The following is a 26,696-nucleotide window of genomic DNA, read 5'->3' on the forward strand; positions in this document are numbered from 1 at the left end:
CGGAAGGAGTTAACATCATGCAACTAACAAGAGCAAATATTTGGTACCTTCTGACCCATAAATCATTCTTGATTGCACTACTAATTGTTAATCTACTAGGTACAATTTATGGCTATTATTGGTATGGGTGGCAGCTTGCTATCACAGAGCCTATTTTTTATATTTTTGTTCCAGATAGCCCGACAGCCAGTTTATTCTTTTGTTTTGTGTTAATAGCTTGGATTATGGGGAAAAGCTGGCCACTGATGGAAGTACTTGCCCTTGTTACGTTGGTGAAATATGGCTTATGGGCAGATGTGATGAATATTTGGACATTAATTGAAACAGGTTCTATTGGCTGGCAGGGGTGGATGTTAGTTGGTTCACATTTTGCCATGGCCGTACAAGCTGTACTATATATGAAGAAATATGTCTTCACTTATTGGCATGTTGTAATAGCTGCTGTTTGGACATTGCATAATGATGTCATTGACTATGTATTTGGGCAAATGCCTATGTATCGAGATTTAGCCAATTACACAAACTATATTGGTTACTTTACATTCTGGTTATCAATTGCATGTATTTTACTTGCCATTTTCTCAATTAGGTGGCGCAAATATTTGCCGAATTAGGGTATAAATTATAGAATTATAGTATCGAGGTAGAAAGGGGTTAGAAAATTGTCAACGAGCATGTATATTGTTTATTTTGTGATTATTATGCTGCTTCCACTTTATGCTCAAATGAAGGTAAAGGGTACGTATAATAAATTTGCAAAGCAACGTACAATGAAGGGGCAAACTGGTGCAGAGGTAGCGCGTGCGATTTTAGATGCAAACGGCTTATATGATGTACGAGTTGTGCCAACACAAGGTGTGTTGTCTGATCATTATAATCCGGCAACCAAAACTGTGGCTTTATCAGAAAGTAACTTTTATGAAGCAAGTGTTGCAGGTGCTGCGGTTGCTGCCCATGAGGTAGGTCACGCCATCCAACATAAAGAAGCTTATTCCATGCTTACATTACGTAGTAAGCTAGTCCCAGTGGCAAATATTTCTTCAAATGCGTCTTGGATTTTTGTCATGATTGGTATTTTTGCGAGTAGTACGAATTTCTTGCTATTAGGTATCATATTATTAGCAGCAGGTGTTGTTTTCCAATTAGTGACACTTCCGGTGGAGTTTGATGCCTCAAAGCGAGCATTAGTTCAAATGAATTCACTTGGCATTATTACAAATGAAGAAGAACGCCCAGCACGAAAAGTATTAAGTGCTGCAGCATTAACATATGTAGCAGCGGCAGCGGTAGCTGTACTAGAGTTATTGCGTTTAATTTTAATTTTTACCAATATGCGTAGCGACGACTAAGAAAAAAACTTGTTATAGTGGTACACCACTATAGCAAGTTTTTTATCTTCGTATGCTTAATGAAGGGGCTGCTTTTGATCGTCTAGTGTGAAGCCTTCTCCTGCCACATCTCGTACTTCAATGATGGAAACAAATGCGTGCGGATCAACTTCATGCACAATAGATTTTAACCGTACAACTTCATTGCGGCCAATTACACAATAAATCACCTCTTTAGGTTGTTTCGTAAAATGACCATGTCCTTCTAAAATGGTGATACCACGCTCCATTCGAAGAGCGATTGTTTCAGCAATGTCTCCAGACTTTTCTGATATGATAAGCGCACCACGAGCCGCATAAGCACCTTCTTGTACAAAGTCAATGACACGGGCTCCAACAAATACGGCTACTAATGTATACATCATGGAACGAGCATCCAAGAACGTCAGCCAAGAAAGAATGATGACGATGGCATCGAAGACAAACATGGTTTTCCCCATACTCCAGCCAAAATATTTATGCCCTAGTCGTGCCAAAATATCGACACCACCTGTAGTGCCACCGAAACGAAAGACAATCCCAAGTCCCAATCCAACAAAGACACCAGCAAAAAGTGCTACAAGTAACATGTCATCCTCTAAATGGATGGTAAATTGATATTTTTGGAAAATCTTTAGAAAAAGAGATACGGATAAAGTGCCGACAAGCGTATAGACAAATGATTTTTTTCCAAGTAATCGATAACCTATGATAAACATGGGAATATTTAATAACAGGTTCATTAAGGCGGGGTCCCATCCTAATGTAAAATATAGTATGAGTGTAATCCCACTTAGTCCACCTTCACCCAGTTGATTTTGGATGTTGAAGTGAACAAAGCCGAAGCTGAAAACTGCTGCTCCGAGCATAATCGCGATAATATTACGTATTTTAATCTGTTTTAGCATTTGACCTCCTGTAGTTCCAAACAAATGAAGTAGTGTTATCTATTATCTGACATTTTATTGGTTTTGACAACAATGGTGTAAATTTTATACGATGGTAAATAGGAGTGTGATTTTTATGGCAGATCAACTAACAATGCAAGCTTTACAACAGCGTGTCGATGACTATATAGGACAATTTAAAGAAGGCTATTTTCCACCATTTGAATTACTTGCACGTCTAACAGAAGAATTAGGCGAACTTTCACGCGAAGTACAGGATGTCTATGGACAGAAAAAGAAAAAGAGTACAGAGGATATAAACAGTATTGAAGAGGAATTAGGAGACTTTTTCTTTGTACTAGTCTGTTTTGCAAATGCCCAAGGTATTAAACTAGATGAAGCACTTTTACGCGTCATACATAAATTTGAAACTAGAGATAAGGATCGCTGGACTAGAAAGGATGAAGAATGATGTCGATTCGTGTAGCAATTGCGGGAGCAAGAGGAAAAATGGGAGCTGAGGCTGTACATACGGTCATGAAACATGACAAAATGGAATTAGTAGCTGTACTAGATTATAAGGAAGTAGGAAAAACTTTAGCTGATTTAGATATGTTTCCAGCAAGCTATACAGTGCCTATATTTACAGAAATGCATGATCTTGTAGAAGCAACTGCACCAGATGTATTAGTGGATTTAACTAATCCACATGCAGTCTACAAACATACAAAGGAAGCACTGAATTTAAATGTACGACCTGTAATTGGTACAACAGGATTTACAGATGCACAACTAGAGGAATTATCAGCCATGGCCAAAGAAAAAGAGTTAGGTTGCATTATTGCACCAAACTTTGCGATTGGTGCTATCCTAATGATGAAGTTTGCAAAAGAAGCAGCCAAATACTTACCAGATGTAGAGATTATAGAAATGCACCATGATCAGAAGCTTGATGCACCATCTGGGACAGCGGTGAAAACGGCACAGTTAATACAAGAGGTCCGTACGCCAAAGGCACAAGGACATCTAGAAGAGCAAGAAACCATTAAAGGTGCAAGAGGTGGAGATTTTGACGGTATGCGCATTCACTCCGTACGTTTACCTGGTTTAGTGGCACACCAGCAAGTATTATTTGGAGGGGATGGGCAGCTACTAACGATTCGCCATGATTCATTAAACCGTAATTCTTTTATGTCGGGTGTTGCATTTTGCATAGAAGAGGTTATGAAAATGGATCAGCTTGTTTATGGTTTAGAAAACATCATCTAAAGATTGGGATGGAAGCTATATGAAAATCGCATTGATTGCACATGATCGTAAAAAAGATAATTTAGTACAGTTTGCTATTGCTTACCAAAATATTTTAAAAGAACACACACTATATGCTACAGGCACAACAGGACAACGTGTCATCGAAGCTACTGGTTTGGAAGTTACACGTTTTCGTTCAGGGCCACTTGGTGGCGATCAACAAATTGGCGCAATGATTGCCAATAATGATATGGACATGGTGATATTTTTCCGTGATCCTTTAACAGCACAACCACATGAGCCAGATGTTTCTGCACTAATCCGTCTTTGTGATGTTTACCAAGTGCCACTGGCAACAAATATGGGAACAGCAGAAATATTACTAAAAGGCCTACAGGAAGGCTTTGTGGATTGGAGACTGATACAAGAAAGACGCAATTAACAAAAGACGTGATTCAGAAAGGATGATCATCGAATGAAAAAGCTAAAAATAGGCATTACCTGTTATCCTACAGTTGGTGGCTCTGGTGTCATTGCAACAGAATTAGGCAAAATGCTTGCAGAAAGAGGACATGAAATTCATTTCATCACCTCAAGCGTACCATTTCGATTGAATAAAATTTATCCAACCGTCTTTTTCCATGAAGTCGAAGTTAATAATTATTCAGTATTTCAATATTCTCCATACGATATTGCATTAGCGAGTAAAATGGCAGACGTCATCAAGGATGAAGAGTTGGATGTGCTACATGTGCATTATGCCATCCCACATGCAGTATGTGCGGTGCTAGCACGTGAAATGAGCGGCCGAGATATTGGCATCGTTACAACCCTTCATGGCACAGATATATCGGTGCTTGGGCAAGATTCCACGCTCTCACAGGCCATTAAGTATGGGATTGATAAATCTGACATTGTGACAACCGTGTCACAGGCATTAAAAGAACAAACCTATGAACTGATTGATACAGTAAAACCAATTGAAACAATTTATAACTTTGTGGACGAACGCGAATACTTCCCACGAAATTCAGGAAACTTAAAAGAGCAATTTGGTATTCAAGAAGATGAAAAAGTCCTCATTCATGTATCAAACTTCCGTAAAATAAAGAACCTTCCACACATTGTAGACGCCTTTATGAAAATCCGTGCCAACATGAAAGCAAAGCTCTTATTAGTAGGTGATGGCCCAGAAAAGCATCGTGTCATGGACCAAGTAAAAGGAAGTCCGTATATGAAGGATGTTTTATTTTTAGGGAAACAAGAAAACTTAGCTGAACTGTATGCGATTAGTGACCTTAAGCTATTATTATCACAGCAAGAATCGTTTGGACTGGTGTTATTAGAGGCAATGGCTTGTGGTGTACCTTGTATTGGAACAAATGTAGGTGGTATTCCAGAAGTCATTGAGCATGGTGTAGACGGCTATATCGTGGAATTAGGGGATACAGAGGCAGTTGCGGCGTATGCAACCCATTTACTGCAAGATGAAGAACAATTACTGCGCTTCCGAGAAGCGGCCATCCGTGCAGTAAGTGAAAAATTCCACTCATCCAAAATTGTGGAACAATATGAAAATCTGTACGAGAAGGTTGCGGAAAGAAATCATGCAAAACAATAAAGAATGGCAAGCAGCCTATTCAGTCATTGAACAATTAGAACAGGCAGGATTTGAAGCAGTTATTGTTGGTGGAGCTGTAAGAGATGCTTTACTCGATCGTCCTGCCCATGATGTAGATGTGGCTACAAATGCCTTGCCTGAAGAAGTAAAAACTGTGTTTCAGAAGACTGTAGATATTGGGATTCAGCATGGGACGGTACTTGTTATCGTACCCGCTGGACCTGTGGAAGTGACCACTTATCGGACAGATGGGGAATATACAGATCATCGAAGACCACAAAATGTCCATTTCGTTCGATCTCTAAAAGAGGATTTACAACGCCGAGATTTTACAATGAACGCCATTGCCATGCGTCGTGATGGCTCTTTTGTAGATTATTATGGTGGACAACAAGATATTGAAAAGCGCGTTATACGAGCGGTAGGAGAGGCAGAAAAACGGTTTGCAGAAGATGCTTTAAGGATGCTGCGAGCGATTCGCTTCTCTGCACAGCTTGATTTTACAATCGAGGCGAATACATTCGCAGCCATCCAGCAAAGGGCTGCTGATTTGGGCTTTATTGCAAAAGAACGCATTAAAGCAGAGCTTGATAAGCTTTGGGTAGGACAAACAGTTTTTGGGGGTATACAAAAACTAGAGGACAGTGGATTAACGGCCTATTTAACAGGTGATTTTCAAACTGCTCAATGGCATAATTTCCAAACAAAAGATGCCCTTCTTGGCTGGGCATACTTTGCCTTACTACAAGGAACAGCATGGCGTGAGGTAGTGCGCGATTATCGATTATCGAATAAGGAAATGGCGTTTATTAATTCCGTTTTAACCGCTTATGACGCTTTAAAAGATGGTTGGACAAATCGCCATTATTTTTATTACACAGAGCAAGAACTAGAGGCTGCACAATATTTTGCCCAACTTCGCCAATTAGACGCTTCGATACCTCAACAATCTATCCGAGAATTACAGGCAAAGCTACCGATTCAACATAAGCAAGAATTAGTGGTGAATGGGGCTGATTTACTGAAATGGTCTGGCAAAAAGGGTGGGCCGTGGGTAAAAGCCGCATTGGAAGATCTGCTGACAGCCATTCTTCATCATGAACTTCAAAATGATCGACAACAGATTAAAAGCTGGCTGGAGCAACAGGATCTTACTTAAAGCCGAATACATGATAGGTGAAAGCCGTCTCCCGAAAAGGGAGACGGCTTCATTAAATTCCTATCGTTGGTGGTCATTTACGTTAATTTACAGTATGATTAAGACAAAATAAGTTACATAACAAGAGTACAGTTAACTAAAGGATTGATGTGAAGATGACAATTTCCATGAAGGACGAAATTTTAAAAAGAATATTGGCTGCTGATGGAGAAGCGGTTTCAGGTCAGGAATTAGCAGATTCTCTTGGTGTCTCAAGAACCGCTGTTTGGAAGCATATGCAAACATTACAAGAGGAAGGGTATACATTTGATACAATTAAGAAAAAGGGGTATGTATTGACAGGTGTACCAAATAGCTTGAGCCCCACACAGATTAAGCTTTTTTTAAAGACAGAGCATTTTGGACGTGAGATCCATTATTACGATGTAGTTGATTCAACACAAACAATTGCGCATAAGCTTGCACAGGAAGGAGCTCCACACGGTACAATTATTATTGGTGAGGAGCAAACAGCGGGGCGTGGTCGTATGGCTCGTCCTTGGGAGTCTGCACATGGGACAGGTATTTGGATGACCGTTATCGTTCGGCCAGATGTTACGCCCCAACAGGCCTCATCCTATACACTTGTGGTGGCAGTAGCTGTCACAATGGCCATTAAAACCTTATATAAAGATGTAGAGCCAGCGATTAAATGGCCCAATGATTTATTGATTAATGGCAAAAAATGTACGGGGATTTTAACCGAGATGCAAGCAGAGGCGGATCTTGTGCAAGCTTTACTTGTTGGAATTGGCATAAATGCGAACCAAGCAGCAGCTGACTTTTCACCTGATATTGCGGATATTGCCACTTCATTACGATTAGAAGCTGGGGAAGAAATCAATCGTGCAGCACTTGTGGCCTCTATCTTACACTATTTAGAACAATTTACAGAACTATACGTTAAAGAAGGTTTTGCGAGTCTAAAGACACTATGGCAGCAAATGTCTTGTACAATTGGTCAACGTATAGAGGTAACGACGATACGCGAACGTTTTGAAGGGGTTGCCAGTGGCATTACAGACGATGGTGTTCTGCAACTGACACAGGACGATGGAACGGTTCGAACGATCTATGCGGGAGATATCAAAATATTATAAAAAAGAAGCTGCAAGTAATGTCCTGTACTTGCAGCTTCTCATGTTGTTGCAAAAAGATGATGTCAACGGTAGAAAAAGCAACTTTGCAAGGTGAGGGGTTGATTTCCGTTCCGCCAGCATCCTTTCCAGGGGGCGTCCGATGAGCCGCTTCACTCACTTACGTTCGCTCCAGGGTCTCATCTGTGACGCTAAATCCCCTAGGAGTGACGCTGGCTCCACTCCAATCAACCAATCTGCAAAAGTGTCTTTGCTTTATCTTTCATACTGGCCGTAGCGAACAAAATAATCCATTATTTGTATTATTAGAGAATCGATAGACTCTTATTTTCAATGTGGGGAAGTCATGCGTAACAGCACCTCTTCATAAAGAGTCGTGAACACCTTCACTTTATTTGAAAACCTTTGCTAAAAGGTAACACTTTTGTAGGTTGAAGTGGAAGGCTACTTGACTCCCGTGGGATCGGCGCTCGCCCACAGGAAAGCAAGTAGCCTGCAACGGAAACCATTTTCACCTTTCACAAAAATTCTATTAATGGTTTTGTTTTTCAACAATATGAGAAGCTGCAAGTAATGTCCTATACTTGCAGCTTCTTTTACTGTCTATTCTTTATTTTAGTGACACATCTATATCACCATGTGATAAGGAAACATTCAGTTGGTGCTCATCCTTCGTTACCTGAGTCACGGTGCCACTTTGTTCTTCATCATTAATGGTCACATCACCGAAGTCTGTTTTGAGAGCATAGCCTACATCACTTTGTTTGTTTTGTAAGTGAAGCGTTGTATCGCCAAAACTAGAGGTAATGGTTGTTTGCCCATTTAATGTGCCATCTATATCGATATCTCCATGCTCGCTCTCAATAGTGAAGCCGTTACTAGTAAGTTGCTGAAGCGTCAAATCACCAAAGGACTGCCTAATCTCTGTTTTGTCACCCGTCGTGCTGTTGAAAGTAATATCCCCATAATCCTGGATGAGATTAAGCTGCTGATACTGGAGCCCATGAATGGCTGTATCGCCAAACTTACTTTCTATCACAATCGCCTCTATTTTTGTATCTTTTGGGACATAGAGTTTGATTGAAGGGGAAGAGAGGTTACCGAAGCCAAATTGAAAACCATCCTTTTTCTTTGCCATTGTTTCAATGGTTAAAGTTCCGTTATCAATATGATATGTTACATCTTCTTGCTCAAGGACCATTGTGTCTAATTTATAGTCACTATCACTTGCAACAATCTCCACATCTCCATAATCATTTACGATATTAATACTTGTGAATGCATCTAAAGCATAAGACTGACTTACTAATTTAGTATTACTTGGGACATAGAGACCCTCTGAATCTTTTAGAATCAGCCAGCGCCCCCCTGAAAAATAGCCAATCAATGCGAGTAGAATGCCTAATGCAATCATTGTCATGGCAATAAGGGTATTTTTTGACGTCATTTAGAAGTCCCCCTTTTTACGTTTCTTTGTCATTTTGTGAAATAGTCGGCCGAGTGTTTCAACAGAGACAACAACGGTTTTCTTGATAACACGAGCAACAACTGGGAACAGTAGGACTCCCAAACCCGTGACGATTAACCCGACACCCATAAAGAGCAGTGCGGTCGGCCAATGCTCTGTTAAAATTAAGAAACCTGAAATGATCGCCACAACGCCACCAGCAAATATACTAATAACAGTTGCGACAATAGCAAAGATTAAGCTGATAATGACTGCGCCAAATGAAAAAATGAGTGCAATGGCTGTTGCAAGTAATGGCAATGAAAGGGGCGCAGACAGTATAGCTAGAATAATGAGCCAAATGGCAGACATATTCTTTTTTGTTGATTTTGCCGAGGAGGTTTCTAAATCCTTTAATGCGAAATCAGCTAATATTTGTGAAGCGACATGTGAAGGAGAGCCAAGTTGTGAAATGACCTGATGCTCATTTTCCTCTCCAGCTTCCTCAAAGTATTCTTCATAATAGGCAAGCGCAGCGTCTAACTCATGCGCAGGAAGCCGACGTAATTTTCCTCGTAGCTGTTTCAAATAGCTTGCTCTATCCATCTAAATTCCCTCCTAAAAGTACACAATCAACCTTTTCCTTATACATTTTCCATTCTTTTAATAGCTCTAATAATCGTATACGTCCTTGCTCTGTAATTTGATAATAGCGTCTATTTCTACCTTGATAAGGCTGATCGTACGTTGTTAAGTAATGCGCTTTTTGTAAGCGGCGTAATACAGGATACAGTGTAGACTCTGAAATCTCCATGACTGATTGTACCTGCTGTGTTAAAGAATAACCGTAGGCGTCCTCTTTCTCAACAATAGCCAGTACACAAGCATCAAGTAAAGCTGAACCAAGCTGAAATGTCATCTTTTCACCTCACATGTAATACCTATACTTCATTTTATATTATATGGCATATAGTATGTGGATAGTATATGACGTATAACATTGATTGTCAATTCTAAAAGAAAATTTTTTCCAATGTTGTTAGACGAAGATATTGTAAGAAAATAATATTTGAAGATTAATAGGAAAATCTGTTATAGTATGTGCGAAGGGCAGTATCCATTGTGAACGGCACCTTCAAAAACGCAATAGACTATACTATCAAATATCTGCCTTGATCTTTTAGACAGGGACGGAAGAAAACGATACGTTCAAATATAGCTTTCATTTTGTAAGCTATTGCCTCTTTCAGGGGTCTTTTTATCATTGAACGACACACTACCCTTCTGTCTGTTTTCGGCCAGAAGGGTTTTTCTGTTTTCTTCCTTTAAAAAAGGAGGACTACAAAATGAAAACGACAACAGATTTTTTAAAGATGAAAGCAGCAGGCGAGAAAATCGTGATGGTGACGGCCTATGATTATCCAGCTGCTAAATTCGCGGAAGAAGCTGGCGTTGAGATGATACTAGTCGGGGATTCACTTGGAATGGTCGTGCTTGGCTATGATTCTACAATGCCTGTAACTGTAGCTGATATGGTTCATCATGCAAAAGCAGTAAGACGAGGGGCAAAGGATACGTTTATAGTCGTTGATATGCCCTTTGGTTCTTATCATGGCGATGTCAATGAGACACTCAAAACAGCCATTGGGATGATGCAACAAACAGGAGCAGATGCTGTAAAGGTTGAGGGGGCAGGTGAAGTTATACCTGTCATTCGTAAATTAACGTCAGCTGGTATTCCAGTAGTAGCTCACTTAGGCTTGTTGCCTCAATCAGCGGGAGTGCTTGGTGGTTATAAGGTACAAGGAAAAACAGCTGAACAGGCTGCTACACTGCTTGAAGAAGCAAAACAATGCGAAGCGGCTGGAGCATGTGCAGTCGTGTTGGAATGTATCCCTCATCAGCTGACAGAAATTGTTTCAGCTAGTCTTGTTATTCCAACCATTGGCATAGGCGCTGGTATTGAGGCTGATGGACAAGTGCTGGTGTATCATGACATGCTAAGCTACGGTTCGCACCATGTACCGAAATTTGTTCAACAATTTGCTGATATGGGCAAAGAAGCAAGCGCGGGGATGATGGGTTACGTAGAAGCAGTGAAAGCGGGTACTTTCCCAGCTCCAAAGCATTTCTTCACAATGAAAGAGGAAGCATTAGATCAGCTATATGGAGGCGTTAAATGATGAAAGTCATCACGACCATACAGGCATTAGCCACAGAAATTCAAGCAGCTAAGCATGCTCAAAAAACGATTGGACTTGTTCCGACAATGGGCTATTTACATGAAGGTCATTTAACATTAGCACAAACAGCTCGTGTAGAAAATGATGTCGTTGTGATGAGTATATTTGTCAACCCAACACAATTTGGGCCAAATGAGGATTTTGAAAGTTATCCTCGTGATTTGCCTAGAGATACTGCATTAGCTGAATCTGTGGGCGTTGATATTGTGTTCGCACCAAGTGTGGAAGAAATGTATCCTCAAGATGGAGGGATTCGTCTACATGCAGGTGAGCAGGCTACCATTCTTTGTGGTGCAAGTCGTCCTGGTCATTTTGATGGTGTTTTACAGGTTGTCTCTAAATTATTTCATTTAACACTGCCAACAAGAGCTTATTTCGGTCAAAAAGATGCACAGCAGGTTGCGATTATTGCGACAATGGTACGTGATTTTAATTTCCCTTTAGAAATGCGTGTTGTCCCAATTGTACGCGAGGAGGACGGTTTAGCGAAATCTTCTCGTAATGTCTATTTAAGTGAGTCAGAGCGACAAGAGGCTCCGGCGATCAATGAAGCATTACAGTTGGCTCGCGATAGCTTTTTGGCGAATGGTGATGCTGATAAAGCACTTGCAAAAGCAAAAGCTCATATTCATGCAAGAACACATGGCCGCATTGATTATATTGAATTATTAACATATCCAGATTTAACACCAGTGACAACTGCAACTCAGCAAGTTCTGTTGGCAGCAGCTGTTTATATAGGTAAAACACGTTTAATCGATAATTGTATTTTTACTGTGAAAGAGGGACTATAGTATGTTACGTATGATGATGAATAGTAAAATCCACCGTGGAACAGTGACACAGGCAGATTTAAACTATGTAGGCTCCATAACAATAGATGAAGATATTTTAGATGCAGTAGGTATGCTGGCAAACGAAAAAGTACATGTTGTTAATAACAATAATGGCGCTCGTTTTGAAACATATATTATAGCTGGTGAACGAGGATCAGGTGTCATTTGTGTTAATGGCGCAGCAGCAAGACTTGTGCAGCGTGGTGATATTGTCATTATTATTTCCTATGTGTATGTGGATAATCATGAGGCAAAAGATCATCAACCAACTGTAGCCATCATGGGAGAGGGCAATACAATTAAGGAAATGATCGCACACGAGCCAGAAGCAACTGTGATGTGAATTCAGTAATAGTATCAATTAATACTAGAGAGGAGGATGGCAAAGTATAGCCTATCCTCCTTTTTTGCGATTACGTTTATACCAAAAGTTACTGGCAAAAATTTGCTTTTATTACTATTAAACTAGTTAACATAATTATAATTTTACAAATGTTCTAGTATTTTGCGTCATATTTATGTAGAATTTAGTTGTTAGTACATCATTTTACTAGTGGAGGTATCATTTGTCATGGAAAATAAACGTAACAAATTTTTAACAGTAACTGCAGCAGCATTGGCTGTAACAGCGGTAGCGGTAGTACCAGCATCAGCAGCAAGTCCTTTTTCGGATGTAAAGGAAAGTCATGCAGATTTTGAAGGCATTTCTACACTTTATGCAGCAGGGATTATTAGTGGTTACCCAGATGGTACATTCAAACCAGATACAAATGTCACACGTGGACAAGCGGCAAAAATGATTGCAGGCGCATTAAAATTGGATACAAAAGAAGTAGAGGATCCAAAATTTACGGATATTAGTGCATCAAATCCTTATTATGGCTCAATTGCAGCCCTTGTAGGATTAAATGTCATTACAGGCTATGGAGATAATACTTTCCGTCCAAACCAAACAATTACTCATGGTGATTTAGCAAAAATTTTAGCATCTATTCCAACATTACCAGAGCTAGAAAGTGCAAAAAATCATGAGGCTAGTGAAAAAGTTACACGTGGACAACTGGCAACATTCATTGCAGAGGCTCTAACAAAATCAAACCCAGAAACTCCAGAGACTCCTGAAACACCAGAAGATGCATTCTCATTATCGATTTTACATGTGAATGATACACATGCTCGTGCAAATGAATTACCTAAATTGGCGACAGCTGTAAAAGAACAAAGGGAAGCAAAGAAAAATGTTTTAACATTACATGCTGGCGATGCATTCAATGGTACATTATATTTCAATGAATTCCATGGACAAGCAGATCTAGCGCTATTAAATGAAATTGGCTTTGATGCAATGGTATTTGGTAACCATGAATTTGATTTAGGTGCCTCTCCTGAAGGTCATCAAGCATTAGCGGATTTTGTTAAAGGGGCTAAATTCCCATTTGTAGATGCTAATACTGATTTCTCAGCAGATGCTAAATTCACAGGCTTATTTACTGATTTAATTTCAAGTGAACCTGAGAATGGTAAAATTTATTCTGGTATTGTAAAAGAAATTGATGGAGAAAAAGTAGGTATTTTCGGCTTAACGACTGAGGAAACGGCTGATATTGCTTCTCCTGATAAAGTAACATTTACAAATTATATAGAGGAAGCGAAAAAAGCAGTGGCAGCCTTTGAAGGAATGGGTGTCAACAAAATTATCGCTTTAACACATATTGGCTACAATGATAATCCGAATGTTGATAATGATATTTTACTTGCTAAAAATGTGCCAGGCATTGATGTCATTGTTGGCGCACATGATCATACAAAATTAGACGAACCATTCGTTGTTGATACAAATACAGTAGGTGAAGCAAAGGATGCTACATTAATTGTACAGGCCAATGAGTATGTAAAATACTTAGGTACGCTTGATGTAACATTTGATGGAGATGGTGTAGTTACTGAATATGGTGGCGAATTAATCGACCTTGGTAAGGTAGCTGAAGACGAAACATTAGTGAAATTACTAGCACCTTATAAAGCAAAAGTAGATGAAGTGAACAACAAAGAAATTGGTGTAACATTAAAAGAAGCTTTAGCTAACCCACGTGCAAGTGAAACAAGTCTTGAAAGTGTGCGTAGTAATGAAACAGCCCTAGGTAATATCATTACAGACGGTATGCTAGCAAAGGCACAAAAATATACTGATAAAACGGTTGTAATGGCATTACAAAATGGCGGTGGTATTCGAGAAGCAATTCCAGCTGGGAATATTACAGTTGGTCAAGTAATTACAGTATTACCATTCGGTAATACATTAGCATTAATGGATGCAACAGGTGCTGAGCTAAAAGCAGCATTTGAAGTGTCCTTGAAAAATGCACCTAAAGAAAATGGTGGCTTCTTACACATTGCTGGAGCGAAATTACAATATGATTCGTCAAAAGAAGTAGGCTCACGTGTTGTATCTATCGAATATTTAGATAAAGCAACAGGTAAATATGTTGCTATTGAAGATGGTAAAACTTACACAGTAGCTACAAATGCCTATACTGCTAAAGGTGGAGATGGCCTAGATATGTTTGCTAAAGCATATGAAGAAGGTCGTGTTACAGATTTAGGCTTATCTGATTGGGAAAACCTTCAAGAGCAATTACTATCACTTAAAGAAGTGAAAACAACAACAGAGGGTCGTATTGTTGATGTAGCAAAAAAACAATAAGCGTAACGTTGTTTGAGTAAGCACTCCATAACGATTCCACAACGCAACCTTAGGGGATTGATTTCTCCAAGGTTGCGTTTTTTGTATGGATGCGGTGATTCAACAAAGAGGAGAAAGGATGCCGCAGAGCCAATAATATGATAAAATTCAACTTATCTAATGTGAACTGTGAGTTGAGATGTATGATGGAAAGTCAAAAATATGCAATTGTAGATTTGGAGACAACTGGTCATTCACCAGCCAATGGGGACCGGATGATTCAAATTGCCATTGTTATTATGAAGGATTGGGAAATTGAGCGTACCTATACGAAGTTCATAAATCCGGGGAAAGCTATTCCAACTTTCATTCAAGATTTAACGCATATAACGAATGAGGATGTAAAGGATGCCTTCCCATTTGAAGCGCATGCGGATTACATATATGAGCTACTTGCTGACTGTGTATTTGTTGCACATAATGCAGATTTTGACTTATCCTTTTTACAAGCAGAGTTTAAACGTGCTGGACTACCGAAATGGCAAGGTAAAAAAATGGATACGGTGGAGCTAGCTAAAATTTTGTTCCCTATGTCCCTTGGTTTTAAGCTAGGGGATTTAGCGGCCGATTTAAATATTGAGTTAGCAAATGCACATCGAGCGGATGACGATGCTCGCGCGACAGCAGAGCTATTCAAGCATTGCTGGAAGGAGCTACTAAGTTTACCACAGCTTACACTTGAACAGATGCATAAGCGTTCCTTTCGCTTAAAATCAAATATTTCTCAGCTTTTTTTTGAGGCGTTGCAAATTAAGCGCCAGCATACGATGGGCCGCGAAAAAGTACACTATTACCGTAATTTTGCGATTGGCAATGGCCGAAATAAGCATGAGCATGTGACAGAAACGATTGCCTACCCTCAATCAGTAGATGAGAAAATAACTTTAATGTCAAAGGCACTGCCAAATTTTGAGGAACGTCCTGCACAATTTGACATGATGGACACGATTTGGCGGGCATTACATGAACAACAGGAGTGCGTGATTGAAGCTTCTACAGGTATTGGTAAAACTGCTGGCTATTTACTTCCAGCCATCTTATTTGCCCGTGCTGTTAATAAAAAGATTGCCATCAGTACGTATACTTCCTATTTACAAGAACAGCTTGTAGAAGAAGAGCTACCAAAGATCGAAAAAATCCTTGGGACAAAGGTGAATTTGTGTGTGCTGAAGGGAATGCAGCATTATATTGATCTCGATCGCTTTGAGCAATGTATGGCATATGCTGATGAATCCTATGATGATACATTTACTATCTTACAAATACTTGTGTGGTTGACCAAAACAGAGACTGGTGTGTTGAGCGAGCTCAATGTTTCTGGTGGAGGACAACTGTTTTTAGAGAAAATCCGAAAAATACCGAATGACAAGCCTTCAAAGGGCTTTGATTTCTATGAGCAAGCTTTAAAGAACAGTGCAGTTGCTGACTGTATTGTAACGAATCACGCCATGGTTTTAAGTGATTTAGTGCGTCAAACACCACTCTTTACAGAAATAGATGGCTGGATTATTGACGAGGCGCATCAATTTATTCAGGCTGCAATGCAGCAGGATGAAGTAGTCTTCTCCTATACACAATGGAAGTATATTTTTGGACAAATTGGTACGATGGAAGACACGGCTTTATTTCAACAGTTTTGCCAGGCAGCGAAGAAAAAACAGCGAGTAGCCATGCAAAATTTACAGCATCTTGATGCACAATTTATACGTTTGCAGCGGACATTTGATGAAACAATTCAGAGAACTATTCAAAAATTGCAACAGCAAACGAAAGGGAAACAAGCAGGTAGTAAATGCACCTTGTTTTTAGAGGATGTTTCATTTGCGAAAGAAACGTTTGCACAAGTAAGCAAACTAACCCAGCAATGGCTGGATCTCGCTACTAGCATTACGCAGTCCTTCGAAAATGCGATTGAGCAGCTAGATAAAAACGATCAATATGTATTATCTGAATGGCAATATTGGATTCGAGAAGTGAAGATAAAAATAGCTGAATGGGACGATATTTTTCTGTCTCCACAGGAAGGCAATTCGGTTTGGTTAGAATTTGATGTACGAAGTGTCCCTGGCAGTCTCCATGTCTTTAAGAAGCCTGTCAATGTAACGCCGATAATTGAACAAGTATTAGCACCATTACGTCAGCAAGCAAGTATTGTTTGGACATCTGGCACATTAACGGTACCAGGCAATGAGCGCTTTGTTACACGCCAGCTAGGCATTTCTGATAATGTTGAAGTCTTGAAACTACAAGCTCCGCCAGCCTATTATGCTGGGGCTAAGGCATTTATCGTCACTGATATGCCAGATATTCAGCATGTCAGCCAAGAAGAATACATTGAGGCTGTTGCCCATGCAATTACGCGGACTGTTCGAATGACAGAAGGGCGTTGCTTTGTACTCTTTACAGCACAGGATATGCTACGAAAAACAGTCGAGCTTATCCAAGATAGTGAACTATTAGATGATTACATGCTATTTGCACAAGGTGTTACAGGTGGTAGCCGTATGCGCATTCTAAAATCCTTCCAAAAATTTAGTCATGCCGTACTATTTGGTACAAACAGTTTTTGGGAGGGGGTAGATGTTCCAGGAGATGCACTTGCCTCTGTTATTGTCGTACGATTACCATTTTCTTCACCAGAAGAGCCTGTTTTTAAGGCGAGGGCAAAGCATCTAACTACTCAAGGCCGCAATTCCTTTACGGAGCTTTCCTTACCAGAAGCGATCATGAGGTTTAAGCAAGGCTTTGGTCGATTAATACGTTCTTCGCAGGATAAAGGAGCTTTTATTGTCCTAGACCGACGAATTACTAGTAAGTCATATGGGAAAGAGTTTATTAAGGCATTACCACCTATCGATGTAAAGAAATTGCAGCTACCCGAATTGTTAAAGGAACTAAATCATTGGCAAAAATAGCAGAAACCCCTTTTAGCATTGCTAGAAGGGGTTTTTACGTATTGTTGAAGCCATTAAAGAATAGCAATGTTATCTTACTAGTATGATTCTCGTTGCTTGTTTTTAGTTTGCTCATCAAAAAGATTAGCATTACGAACGATTTCTGTAATATAGTTCATAGTGATTGCCGTTGCTTGTTTGGCATCATAACTTTTGCGATTATTCAATAGGTTTGTAAACATACCTTGGCATTAATTAAATGTATATATTTACCTTATTGTAGCTAATTTAAACTTATTATAGCATAACAATTTTAATTATCTTCTTTCATTATAATACGATTGATTACTAGCCACAAAAGAATGTTCATGGACATCACTCAATATATCTTCGATGGAGACCATTTTGGAATTAAATGCTGTCCTAACACAAGAGGATCTAGCAGCTTATCTGTTGGGCTATTGCGCTAACAGGGGGGGATGAGAGCGAACATAACTAGGATAATAAGTGTGAATAAATTTATTCTTCTGACTATTGTATTTTCCATGTACGGGTCATAGCTCCTATTCTATAGTTACTAGATTATATGTAAACAATCGAATAGCCTATTACAAGCTATTTGCTAAAACATTATTATAGACCATAACAGCAAGATTGAGGACGAAATAAAAGGGTGGTTCCTGATAATATAATGAAATAAGCGCGATGACTCGTAATATAAATGCGCCCATTAATCTTCTTTCTTTACCTAATTTAACGAATGTCAAGCTACTAAAAGAATTAGGGGTGAAACGCTTTAGCTTTGGAAATGCACTTTCAGATAAAATAATTGCGCATTTAACACCGTATGCTACACAATTATTAAAAGACCAAGATACTTCTGCGTTATATATATAGTCGATGGGAATGAGGTGAGATAATCGTGGACAATGCAATCAATATCAATTTATCTTTTGAGGAAAAGTGGGAAAAGATTATAACATGTGATCAAACCTATGATGGGCTTTTTTATACAGCGGTTAAAACTACTAAGATTTATTGCCGTCCTTCCTGTAAATCCAGAAAGCCGAAAAAGATGAATGTTGAATTTTATGAAGATATCCAAAAGGTAGAGGCGGCTGGCTATCGGGCATGTAAACGATGTCAGCCTGAAATCGAACATTCCCCACACACGCAATTGATAAAAAATGTCACGACTTTTATTATGAAGGAATATAAACAAAAAGTGACTTTACAGGATATGGCGGAGCATGTTGGCCTCAGTCCCTTTCACCTTGAACGACTATTTAAACAAGAGACTGCTGAGACGCCCCGAACGTATTTAGAGAAAATCAGAATTGATAAGGCTGCCCATCTATTAAAACATACCGACTTTACAAATTTAGAAATATGTTATGAAGCTGGCTTTCAAAGCCCATCTAATTTTTATAAAGTTTTTCGACGGCTGAAAAATTGTTCGCCTACAGAATACCGTAACCTATCGTAGCAGGAGGACATGATATGAAATGGACAAACGATGTTGGCTATTTAGTTATCGAGTTACCACAGGCATTTAATTATAGAGAGTGTTTGCAGTTCTTAAAGCGCTCACATCACGAAATACTTCACTATATAAAGGATGATGTGCTCTACAAATTATTAAAGATTGATGAACAATTTATTTTATGTGAAATAACTGAACAAGCACATAAAATAATAGTAATATTTCCAATGAAACAGCCAGCTAGCCATGAACAGGCGATCATCGCACAATATATCGCAGAGTGGTTTGATTTAACAAAGGATTTGCAGGGGTATTACCAGATGGCTGAAAACGATCAAATCCTAAAGCCACTTGTGAAGAAATATAACGGATTACGGTTAATCGGGATTCCTGATTTATTTGAAGCATTAGTTTGGGCAATTATTGGTCAACAAATAAATTTAACTTTTGCCTATATGTTAAAAAAGAGATTTGTCGAGCATTTTGGAGAATATGTTTACTTTGAGGGGCAAAGCTACTGGCTGTTTCCAACGCCAGAGAGAATAGCCGTTATTGAGGTAGATGATTTGATCCACCTCCAATTTACACGGAGGAAATCAGAATACATTATTGATATTGCCAAAATTATCGTAAGCGGACAATTGACAAAAAATTTGCTGTGGCAACAAGAGGACTACGAAGCCATGAAAAAACGATTAATGGACATTCGAGGAATTGGTGCATGGACAGCAGATTATGTGCTTATGAAATGTCTGCAACAACCGACAGCATTTCCTATAGCAGATGTAGGTCTACATAATGCTTTAAAAATACAACTAGCATTAGAACGAAAACCAACAATTGAAGAATTAAAGAACTATGCGGAACATTGGCAAGGCTGGCAAGCTTATGCCACCTTTTATTTATGGAGGTCACTGTATGAAACGGTATAAATTAGATTATTCATCACCAATTGGGATTATAGAAGTTGAGGGAAGTGATACAGCAATTGATGCCATTAACTTTGCAGAGCGAGAGCAGATCGTCAATGCTCCTCAGCAAGACACACCTGAAGTTTTACTGGAATGTGTTAAGCAATTGCATGAGTATTTTCTAGGTGATCGTCAGGAGTTTTCATTTCCTTATGTTTTTCGAGGTACAGATTTTCAACAAGCTGTTTGGCATGTTTTACCGAGTGTAGGATTTGGTGAAACGGCTTCATACAAGGATATCGCCATTGCTATTAACAATGAAAAAGCTGTAAGGGCTGTTGGTAGTGCGAATGGTAAAAATAATATCAGCATTGTTGTGCCATGTCATCGAATTATCGGCTCCAATGGAACGCTGACAGGTTATGGAGGCGGGATGTGGCGCAAAGAATGGCTGCTTCAGCATGAGCAGACACATAAAAATTTATCCAAGTAACCCCATTCATCAGAGTACGTCATTTCGCTATTTGTACACAGTATAAAAAAGAGGTTATTGCAAAAAATAAGACCGTCAAAATGGCGGTTGTAATGACTAGTCTTTGTCATTTTATCGCTTCTTATGACACCTCCCTGCTAAGAAATATAGCTTGGAGTATTGAAAATAAAGGAGGTGTACACATGAGCGTGCTTTATAGAATCGCCTTAGTACTAGTTATTATAGGTGCAATCAACTGGGGACTCATTGGATTCTTTAGATTTGATTTAGTGGCTTATTTATTTGGTGGACAAACGGCGGTCTTATCTCGTTGGGTTTATGCACTCGTTGGTCTTGCTGGGCTAATTTCGATTCCAATTCTTGTAAAGCGATTTGAAGACGAGGATGATGTAGATACATTTACTCGTATGGATAGAAATCCTAGCTATGGCATGGAGGCTGGAGAAGAAACAGATTTCTCAGAAGTAAGAAAAACGGAAGAGAAAAAAGAGAACAAATAGTTAAACTGTAAAAACTAGTGACCATGTTGTCGCGTCAGTTTTTCAAAATATTCGCGTAGCTATTGACTACGCGAATATTTATTTTTTTAGGATTAGTCCTGATTACTTGGAAATGCAAAGGAAGAGGTAATGTCATTTCCTTGTTCTATCCATTTTTCTGAAATGGTTTTCGCTTTTGTGAAGAAACGAACTTGGTCAGGTCCAAACATATGCCCCTCACCAAATCTTGATCGTTTCCAGCCACCAAAGTTATGATAGCCTACTGGAATAGGAATGGGTACATTGACACCTACCATACCTACTTCAATTTCAGTGGTAAACTTTCGAGCTGCTGCACCATTGTTCGTAAAGATGGTTACACCATTTCCTAATTCATGGGCATTAATAAGGGCTATAGCTTCCTCTAATGATGCCACGCGGACGACATTACGTGCAGGTCCAAAAACCTCTTGTTCATAAATTTCCATTCCAGGCTTTACATGATCGAGTAATGTAGGTCCAAGATAGAAACCATTCGATTGTTTGGAAATTTCCGGATTTCGCCCATCGCAGACCAATGTTGCGCCTTCTTCTAGGCTACGATCGATATAGCCAATGATGGCATCCTTTGATTGCTGAGTAATGACTGGTCCAAAATCAACTTCGGCATCTGTATAGGGACCCACTTTTAATTTGGCAATTTTATCGGCAAGAATACCCACTAATTTATTGGCTGTATCCTCCCCAACAGGAATAATGGTTGACAGTGCCATACAACGCTGGGAGGCAGCTCCATAGGCAGCCCCTAAAAAGGCATTTGCTACATGCTCTAAGTCAGCATCTGGCATAACCACCATATTATTTTTACCTCCCCCAAGTGCTGTGACACGCTTCCCATGTTTAGAGGCTGTAGCATAAATGGCTTCTGCAACTGGCGTAGAGCCTACAAAGGAAATCGCTTCAATGGCTGGATGGCATAACAGCTCATTAACAGCATCTTTGTCTCCATTAATAACAGTCCAAACCCCATCTGGTAAGCCTGCCTCTTTCCACAGCTCTGATAAAAATAATGCTGAGCAAGGAACCCGCTCTGACGGCTTCAGAATCACACAGTTTCCTACAGCCACCGCCATGCTTGTAATTGCTAGCGGTACCATGACAGGGAAATTAAATGGGGAAATAGCCGCTACTATGCCTAATGGTTCTTTCAGAGAATAGGCATTGATATGACCACCAACATTCACTGAATACTCTCCTTTAAGTAAATGGGGGGCATTGATAGCTAAATCAACAGATTCTAAACCGCGAGTAATTTCGCCCTTGGCATCCTCAATCGTTTTGCCACTCTCTGTACAAATCATATCAATTAGTTCATCGATATTTTCTGTTATGAGTTGGCGGAATCTAAGGATAATTTCAGCTCGTTTACCAACTGATAAGCCACGCCAAGCAGGAAAAGCCGCTTGGGCAGCAGCAATCGCTTCCTGTACCTCTTGTTTTGTTGCCAAAGGTACACGAGCAATGACAGTACCTGTGCTTGGATTGTAAACATCTGAAAACTGACCGCTTTTCCCTAGAACTGTTTGTCCATTGATAAAATGACCTAAATCCTGTATGTCTGTATTTGTTACCATCTAGCTATTCCTCCTACAGTTTAATAGAATGTAAGGCTTGTACAAATTTTTCAACAATGAAATTCGTCTCGTCTGAGGAAATAATCAGAGGAGGAGATAAGGTTAACACATTATTGAAACCTGCCACGGTTACCCCATTTTTCCCAATGAGTAACCCTTGTTCCTTACATTGTGTGATCACTTTGTTCACAAGTGTCATGTCGAGCGGTGTTTTGCTATCTTTATCTTGTACTAGCTCTACGCCAATTAATAAGCCTTTCCCACGAATATCCCCAACATTCGGGTGCTCCTTTAATTGCTCCTGTAATGTAGTGAGTAATGTAGCACCTAGTGCAGCCGAGTGGGCAAATAAATTTTCCTTTTCCATTATTTCAATATTTTTTAATGCGACGGCACATGCTGCTGGTGATCCACCGAATGTGTTGACATGACGGAAAAAGTCATATTCCTCAGTTCCAGCAAACGCCTCATAAATTTCACGACGAACAGCTGTAGCAGACAGTGGCATATAAGCGCTTGTTAAGCCTTTTGCCATAGTCACAATATCAGGCTGGATGCCGTAGTTTTGGAATCCAAAAGCTTTGCCTGTACGACCAAAACCACAAATGACTTCATCGACAATGAGTAGTGCGCCATGCTTCTCACAAACAGCTTTAACTCCCTGTAAGTAGCTGTCGTGGGGCATAATTACACCACCGCCAGTAATAATAGGCTCCATAATGACTGCTGCTATGGAATCTGACATTTCCCAAGTCATGACATGATCGATTGCTTGGACGGATGGTAATGCACAAGGGTCCTTACTTTGAATATGGTCTTCATTGGCACGATAAGCGTCAGGTGGAGTGACATGTATAAAACCTGGTGCCAGTGGCTCATATTTATACTTTCGTTGAGCTTGTCCAGTAGCTGCAAGAGCACCCATCGAGCTACCATGATAGGCCCGGTAACGAGAAATAATTTTCGTTCGATTGACGTGACCTTTTTGTTGATGATATTGTCTAGCTATTTTGAAGGCTGCCTCATTTGCCTCTGAGCCACTATTGGAGAAGAAGACGACATAATCATCCCCTAAAAGCTCATTAATTTTTTCACTTAATTGAATAGCAGGGATATGCCCAACAGATAATGGGGTATACGTATTTTCTAGCAATTGCTCATAGGCAGCTTTGGCAATCTCCTCACGTCCATAGCCAACGTTCACACACCATAAACCTGCCATTGCATCTAAATAGCGCTTGCCTTCAATGTCAGTAATCCATGCTCCTTTAGAGGATTGGACGATCATTGTTGCATTTGGATTGTAGGGCTTCATAGAATGCCATACGAATTGTTCATCTTTTACTTGCCAATTGGGACTTGTTACATTTGTCACGAAGCTTCACTCCTTCTAAACAGGTAGTTGATTAGCATGCATATGTTTTCCTCAGATGTGGACAACAAAAATGCGCAGTCGCCCCCATTTGTACTTTATATGTATGCTTCAAGAATTTTAGAAGGAGTATTTAATGAGAAAGATAATTCAGTTAATTTAATGTTGTGACAGGCTATTGATGCATCAAGACATCCTCAATTAAAAAGGCAATATACAAATTAGTCTTCGTAAAGGGATTGCTTAAGTCCATATCTAATAGCATTTCAATTTTCTTAATTTTATAGAGGACGGTGTTTCGATGTATAAATTGACGTTCACTAATCCTGCTTGTACTGCCATTTTCCTCAACAAAAATACGTAAAAAAGGTACATAGTCTGTCCCATGTAGTTCATCATAGTGATAAAGCTGTCCTAAAATATCCTGACTAAACGATTTCATTAGGGGCTGATTTTTCACAGCCATCAATATTTTATAGGCACCGATTTCTTTGTATTTATACAAATAACGATTGTTATGAAGCTGTGCTAAATGGATGACGGTTAAGGACTCATCATAGCTTTGGTGAACATTTTCTAGCTCTTTATGAAAGTTACCTTTGCCGATAATAATATCCAAGTAACCATTTTTTAGCGTGATTTTTTCATAGATTTCTTCTACAACTTTTGAGAAGGGTATATTAGGTGTATTGATTTGTGCTTTATCAATTAAAAAGATGAGGTGATTTTTATGCTTTAATTTTAAGAAGCGTTGATAGCGATTTTGAAAAGCGAATTGGATCATGACCTCATAACGGTCAATAGCTGCTTTGGAGCCAATGGTTGTACAAGTTATGATCGCTAATTCTCTTCCTTGAGGAAATCCTAGCTGTGCTAGTTGATCTTTCATTGTGTTAGTGTTTTGTTTGTAATGAAATAGTAGATTGAAAAGAACCTTTTCTTCGATAGAAAGCTCTTGATGGTGATTGGCAATAAATTGAAAGGTAGTTTTTAATAGATCAGCAATGCGATAATTCCATGGCATTTGAAAAATTGGGAAATCATGTTGATTGGCAAAAGAGATGACGGCTTCTGGAATGCTAGGAATGAATGGTCCTGTATTAATGATAAAGCCAGCTACTTTTTTCGTGTATGCCTGTTTGACAAGATGTTCCAAGGAGTCTTGCTGCGCATCTAAATTAATACCTGTTGTGACGACTAATTCATTGGGTCTACAAAACATGATTAAATGACTGCTTTCCACAACATTAATACCAGTAACTCTGCGATACGTACCACTATGTCCAGCGACTAATGTGAGCATTGGGAAATGAACTCCCTCTACAATTTTACGAATCGTCCCCATACGTTCCCCCCTTAATTATGAACATAACTTACCATATATGATGTGCAGTTGCACATATTTTTTTAGTTTACTATCCATATCTCACAAATTTTATCTATTTTAGAATGTTTATTAACTACTGTGAAAGAGAGGACTTGCATATGTATAAATGTAATAGTAGACGATTGCAAGAGTTAATTGAACAATTTAGTCAATTTGGGGCCACCGAAAATGGTGGCGTCACACGTTTGTCTCTTTCGAATGAGGATGTATTAGCAAGAAACTATTTTTGTGAGTGTTGCAAAACGTTAGGAATGGATATTCAGGTGGACGATATGGGCAACATTTACGCCACTCTTCCTGGTAAAAAGAATGTGCCACCCATTGTCATGGGTTCCCATCTAGATTCAGTAGAAAAAGGTGGAAAATTTGATGGTGTGTTAGGTGTACTAACAGCGATCGAGGCCATTCGAACAATAAAGGAAAATGATATCGAAGTGGACATTCCTCTTACGATTGTCAATTTCACGAATGAAGAAGGGGCACGTTTTGATCCAGCCATGATGAGTTCAGGCGTCATTACCTCAAAATTTGACAAAGAAAAAATGCTACAATCTACAGATAAAAACGGCATTCGTTTTCAACAAGCTTTACAAGCAAGTGGCTATGAGGGAGAGCAAGCCAATCGTCTGAAGGAGGCACTTGCTTATATCGAATTGCATATTGAACAAGGGCCAGTATTAGAAGCAAAACAGCAGGAAATTGGTGTTGTTGAAGGTGTGCTAGGCATGGTCTGCTATGAAATTACAATTAGTGGGCAATCAAACCATGCAGGTACAACCCCAATGCCAATGCGTAAAGACCCAATGATTGTGGCATCAACTATCATTAAAGAGCTATATGAACAATTAGGAAAAATTGACGAACAACTTGTTTTTACTTTTGGTCGTATGAATGTTTCCCCGAATATTCATACCGTTATCCCAAATAAGGTGACATTTACAATTGATTCACGTCATCAAAAGCCAGAGGTCATGCAACAGGTTGAGGATATTCTCAACGCGCTTCCTGAGACAGCGGGCGGATGCCATATTCAGCCTGTCAAGTTATGGGGCAGAGATACCGTGTATTTTGATAGTGCGATTTGCAATGAAGTAGAAAGAGCTTGTCAAAGCTTTGGCTATTCATCTCATCGTATGTTTAGTGGCGCTGGACATGATGCACAGTATATGGCAAGTATGGTTCCTTCCGCGATGATTTTTGTTCCAAGTATTGAAGGGAAGAGTCATTGTGAAGAAGAGGAAACAGCCTTTGAAGATTGTGCAAAGGGCGCAGATATTCTATTGGAAACGGTGTTAACGCTACAAACGAAGTTTAGTATGGGCGAAACATATACACTGCATTAACTATCAAGCA

25 protein-coding genes and 1 pseudogene are annotated in these 26,696 nt (G+C 39.5%); 19 read left to right on the plus strand and 7 right to left on the minus strand.

The annotated features are described in order from the left end of the window. Positions 1–17 precede the first annotated feature (17 nt). A complete protein-coding gene (lhaT, locus tag EW028_RS01460; protein WP_131519672.1) occupies positions 18–614 on the plus strand; it encodes a lipoprotein heptaprenylglyceryl N-acetyltransferase LhaT in 597 nt (198 codons plus the stop codon). A gap of 60 nt (positions 615–674) precedes the next feature. Then, a complete protein-coding gene (locus EW028_RS01465) occupies positions 675–1,349 on the plus strand; it encodes a zinc metallopeptidase (RefSeq protein ID WP_036077718.1) in 675 nt (224 codons plus the stop codon). Positions 1,350–1,405: 56 nt separating this feature from the next. Here EW028_RS01465 and EW028_RS01470 read toward each other — a convergent pair whose 3' ends face one another. Continuing rightward, positions 1,406–2,275, minus strand: coding sequence for a YitT family protein (locus EW028_RS01470; protein ID WP_131519673.1), 870 nt, complete (start codon positions 2,273–2,275; stop codon positions 1,406–1,408). Positions 2,276–2,390: 115 nt separating this feature from the next. Between EW028_RS01470 and EW028_RS01475 the strand changes: the two genes are divergently transcribed. The 6 genes from EW028_RS01475 to EW028_RS01500 all read left to right on the plus strand — a co-directional run bounded on the left by EW028_RS01475 (position 2,391) and on the right by EW028_RS01500 (position 7,424). Beyond that, complete coding sequence (locus tag EW028_RS01475; protein ID WP_054550714.1) at positions 2,391–2,726, plus strand: nucleotide pyrophosphohydrolase; 336 nt, start codon at positions 2,391–2,393, stop codon at positions 2,724–2,726. Continuing rightward, positions 2,726–3,523: a 4-hydroxy-tetrahydrodipicolinate reductase gene (dapB, locus tag EW028_RS01480; RefSeq protein WP_131519674.1), complete on the plus strand. Its 798-nt coding sequence runs from the start codon at positions 2,726–2,728 to the stop codon at positions 3,521–3,523. The genes EW028_RS01475 and dapB overlap by 1 nt, the downstream gene beginning before the upstream one ends. Before the next feature lie 19 nt (positions 3,524–3,542). Continuing rightward, entirely contained in the window at positions 3,543–3,947 is a 405-nt protein-coding gene (gene mgsA / locus EW028_RS01485; RefSeq protein ID WP_131519675.1) for a methylglyoxal synthase, read from the plus strand. A gap of 33 nt (positions 3,948–3,980) precedes the next feature. Then, on the plus strand, positions 3,981–5,126 hold the full coding sequence (gene bshA, locus EW028_RS01490) for an N-acetyl-alpha-D-glucosaminyl L-malate synthase BshA (protein ID WP_004232695.1): 1,146 nt from the start codon (positions 3,981–3,983) through the stop codon (positions 5,124–5,126). Continuing rightward, positions 5,113–6,285, plus strand: coding sequence for a CCA tRNA nucleotidyltransferase (locus EW028_RS01495; RefSeq protein ID WP_131519676.1), 1,173 nt, complete (start codon positions 5,113–5,115; stop codon positions 6,283–6,285). Before bshA ends, EW028_RS01495 begins: the two co-directional genes overlap by 14 nt. Positions 6,286–6,440: 155 nt before the next feature. Continuing rightward, positions 6,441–7,424 (plus strand): biotin--[acetyl-CoA-carboxylase] ligase, encoded by a 984-nt coding sequence (locus tag EW028_RS01500; protein WP_131519677.1) that lies wholly within the window; start codon positions 6,441–6,443, stop codon positions 7,422–7,424. Between the two features lie 607 nt (positions 7,425–8,031). Here the strand turns inward: EW028_RS01500 and EW028_RS01510 are convergent. Genes EW028_RS01510 through EW028_RS01520 form a run of 3 tightly spaced genes read right to left on the minus strand, consistent with a single transcriptional unit; the run spans position 8,032 to position 9,787 of the window. Next, complete coding sequence (locus EW028_RS01510) at positions 8,032–8,868, minus strand: DUF4097 family beta strand repeat-containing protein (RefSeq protein WP_131519678.1); 837 nt, start codon at positions 8,866–8,868, stop codon at positions 8,032–8,034. Continuing rightward, positions 8,869–9,474 (minus strand): DUF1700 domain-containing protein, encoded by a 606-nt coding sequence (locus EW028_RS01515; protein ID WP_131519679.1) that lies wholly within the window; start codon positions 9,472–9,474, stop codon positions 8,869–8,871. Next, on the minus strand, positions 9,467–9,787 hold the full coding sequence (locus tag EW028_RS01520; protein WP_131519680.1) for a PadR family transcriptional regulator: 321 nt from the start codon (positions 9,785–9,787) through the stop codon (positions 9,467–9,469). Before EW028_RS01520 ends, EW028_RS01515 begins: the two co-directional genes overlap by 8 nt. Before the next feature lie 427 nt (positions 9,788–10,214). On the opposite strand from EW028_RS01520, the gene panB reads away from it, so the two are divergent. The 10 genes and pseudogenes from panB (at position 10,215) to EW028_RS01575 (ending at position 20,971) form a co-directional block, all read left to right on the plus strand. Next, complete coding sequence (panB, locus tag EW028_RS01525) at positions 10,215–11,051, plus strand: 3-methyl-2-oxobutanoate hydroxymethyltransferase (protein WP_131519681.1); 837 nt, start codon at positions 10,215–10,217, stop codon at positions 11,049–11,051. Continuing rightward, positions 11,051–11,905, plus strand: coding sequence for a pantoate--beta-alanine ligase (gene panC / locus EW028_RS01530; RefSeq protein WP_054550960.1), 855 nt, complete (start codon positions 11,051–11,053; stop codon positions 11,903–11,905). Before panB ends, panC begins: the two co-directional genes overlap by 1 nt. A gap of 1 nt (position 11,906) precedes the next feature. Beyond that, positions 11,907–12,290 (plus strand): aspartate 1-decarboxylase, encoded by a 384-nt coding sequence (gene panD / locus EW028_RS01535; protein ID WP_131519682.1) that lies wholly within the window; start codon positions 11,907–11,909, stop codon positions 12,288–12,290. A 228-nt stretch (positions 12,291–12,518) separates the two neighbouring features. Next, positions 12,519–14,651, plus strand: a complete 2,133-nt coding sequence (locus EW028_RS01540) for a 5'-nucleotidase C-terminal domain-containing protein (RefSeq protein WP_131519683.1) — start codon at positions 12,519–12,521, stop codon at positions 14,649–14,651. Between the two features lie 182 nt (positions 14,652–14,833). Then, positions 14,834–17,605, plus strand: coding sequence for an ATP-dependent DNA helicase DinG (gene dinG / locus EW028_RS01545; protein ID WP_131519684.1), 2,772 nt, complete (start codon positions 14,834–14,836; stop codon positions 17,603–17,605). 669 nt (positions 17,606–18,274) lie between these two features. Beyond that, positions 18,275–18,481 (plus strand): annotated as a pseudogene (locus EW028_RS01555) (isocitrate lyase/PEP mutase family protein); the annotation flags it as partial. 25 nt (positions 18,482–18,506) lie between these two features. Next, entirely contained in the window at positions 18,507–19,070 is a 564-nt protein-coding gene (locus EW028_RS01560; protein ID WP_131519685.1) for a bifunctional transcriptional activator/DNA repair enzyme AdaA, read from the plus strand. Positions 19,071–19,084: 14 nt separating this feature from the next. After that, complete coding sequence (locus EW028_RS01565) at positions 19,085–19,999, plus strand: DNA-3-methyladenine glycosylase family protein (RefSeq protein WP_131519686.1); 915 nt, start codon at positions 19,085–19,087, stop codon at positions 19,997–19,999. Beyond that, positions 19,986–20,471 (plus strand): methylated-DNA--[protein]-cysteine S-methyltransferase, encoded by a 486-nt coding sequence (locus tag EW028_RS01570; RefSeq protein WP_131519687.1) that lies wholly within the window; start codon positions 19,986–19,988, stop codon positions 20,469–20,471. The genes EW028_RS01565 and EW028_RS01570 overlap by 14 nt, the downstream gene beginning before the upstream one ends. A gap of 182 nt (positions 20,472–20,653) precedes the next feature. Then, positions 20,654–20,971, plus strand: coding sequence for a DUF378 domain-containing protein (locus EW028_RS01575; protein ID WP_048389879.1), 318 nt, complete (start codon positions 20,654–20,656; stop codon positions 20,969–20,971). Positions 20,972–21,063: 92 nt separating this feature from the next. Here the strand turns inward: EW028_RS01575 and EW028_RS01580 are convergent, their stop codons facing one another. The 3 genes from EW028_RS01580 to EW028_RS01590 all read right to left on the minus strand — a co-directional run bounded on the left by EW028_RS01580 (position 21,064) and on the right by EW028_RS01590 (position 25,301). Continuing rightward, positions 21,064–22,584 (minus strand): CoA-acylating methylmalonate-semialdehyde dehydrogenase, encoded by a 1,521-nt coding sequence (locus tag EW028_RS01580; protein ID WP_131519688.1) that lies wholly within the window; start codon positions 22,582–22,584, stop codon positions 21,064–21,066. Positions 22,585–22,597: 13 nt separating this feature from the next. After that, the gene (locus EW028_RS01585) at positions 22,598–23,959 is read right to left on the minus strand and encodes an aspartate aminotransferase family protein (protein WP_048389882.1); all 1,362 of its coding nucleotides are present in this window, start codon (positions 23,957–23,959) and stop codon (positions 22,598–22,600) included. 172 nt (positions 23,960–24,131) lie between these two features. Further along, entirely contained in the window at positions 24,132–25,301 is a 1,170-nt protein-coding gene (locus EW028_RS01590) for a PucR family transcriptional regulator (protein ID WP_131519689.1), read from the minus strand. Between the two features lie 140 nt (positions 25,302–25,441). On the opposite strand from EW028_RS01590, the gene EW028_RS01595 reads away from it, so the two are divergent. After that, positions 25,442–26,686 carry a Zn-dependent hydrolase gene (locus EW028_RS01595; protein WP_131519690.1) on the plus strand — a complete coding sequence of 415 codons (1,245 nt, stop codon included), beginning with the start codon at positions 25,442–25,444 and terminating at the stop codon, positions 26,684–26,686. Positions 26,687–26,696: the final 10 nt, after the last annotated feature.

The organism is Lysinibacillus sp. OL1 (genome assembly GCF_004332175.1).
In the GTDB taxonomy this organism is placed as follows: Bacteria; Bacillota; Bacilli; order Bacillales_A; family Planococcaceae; genus Lysinibacillus; species Lysinibacillus capsici.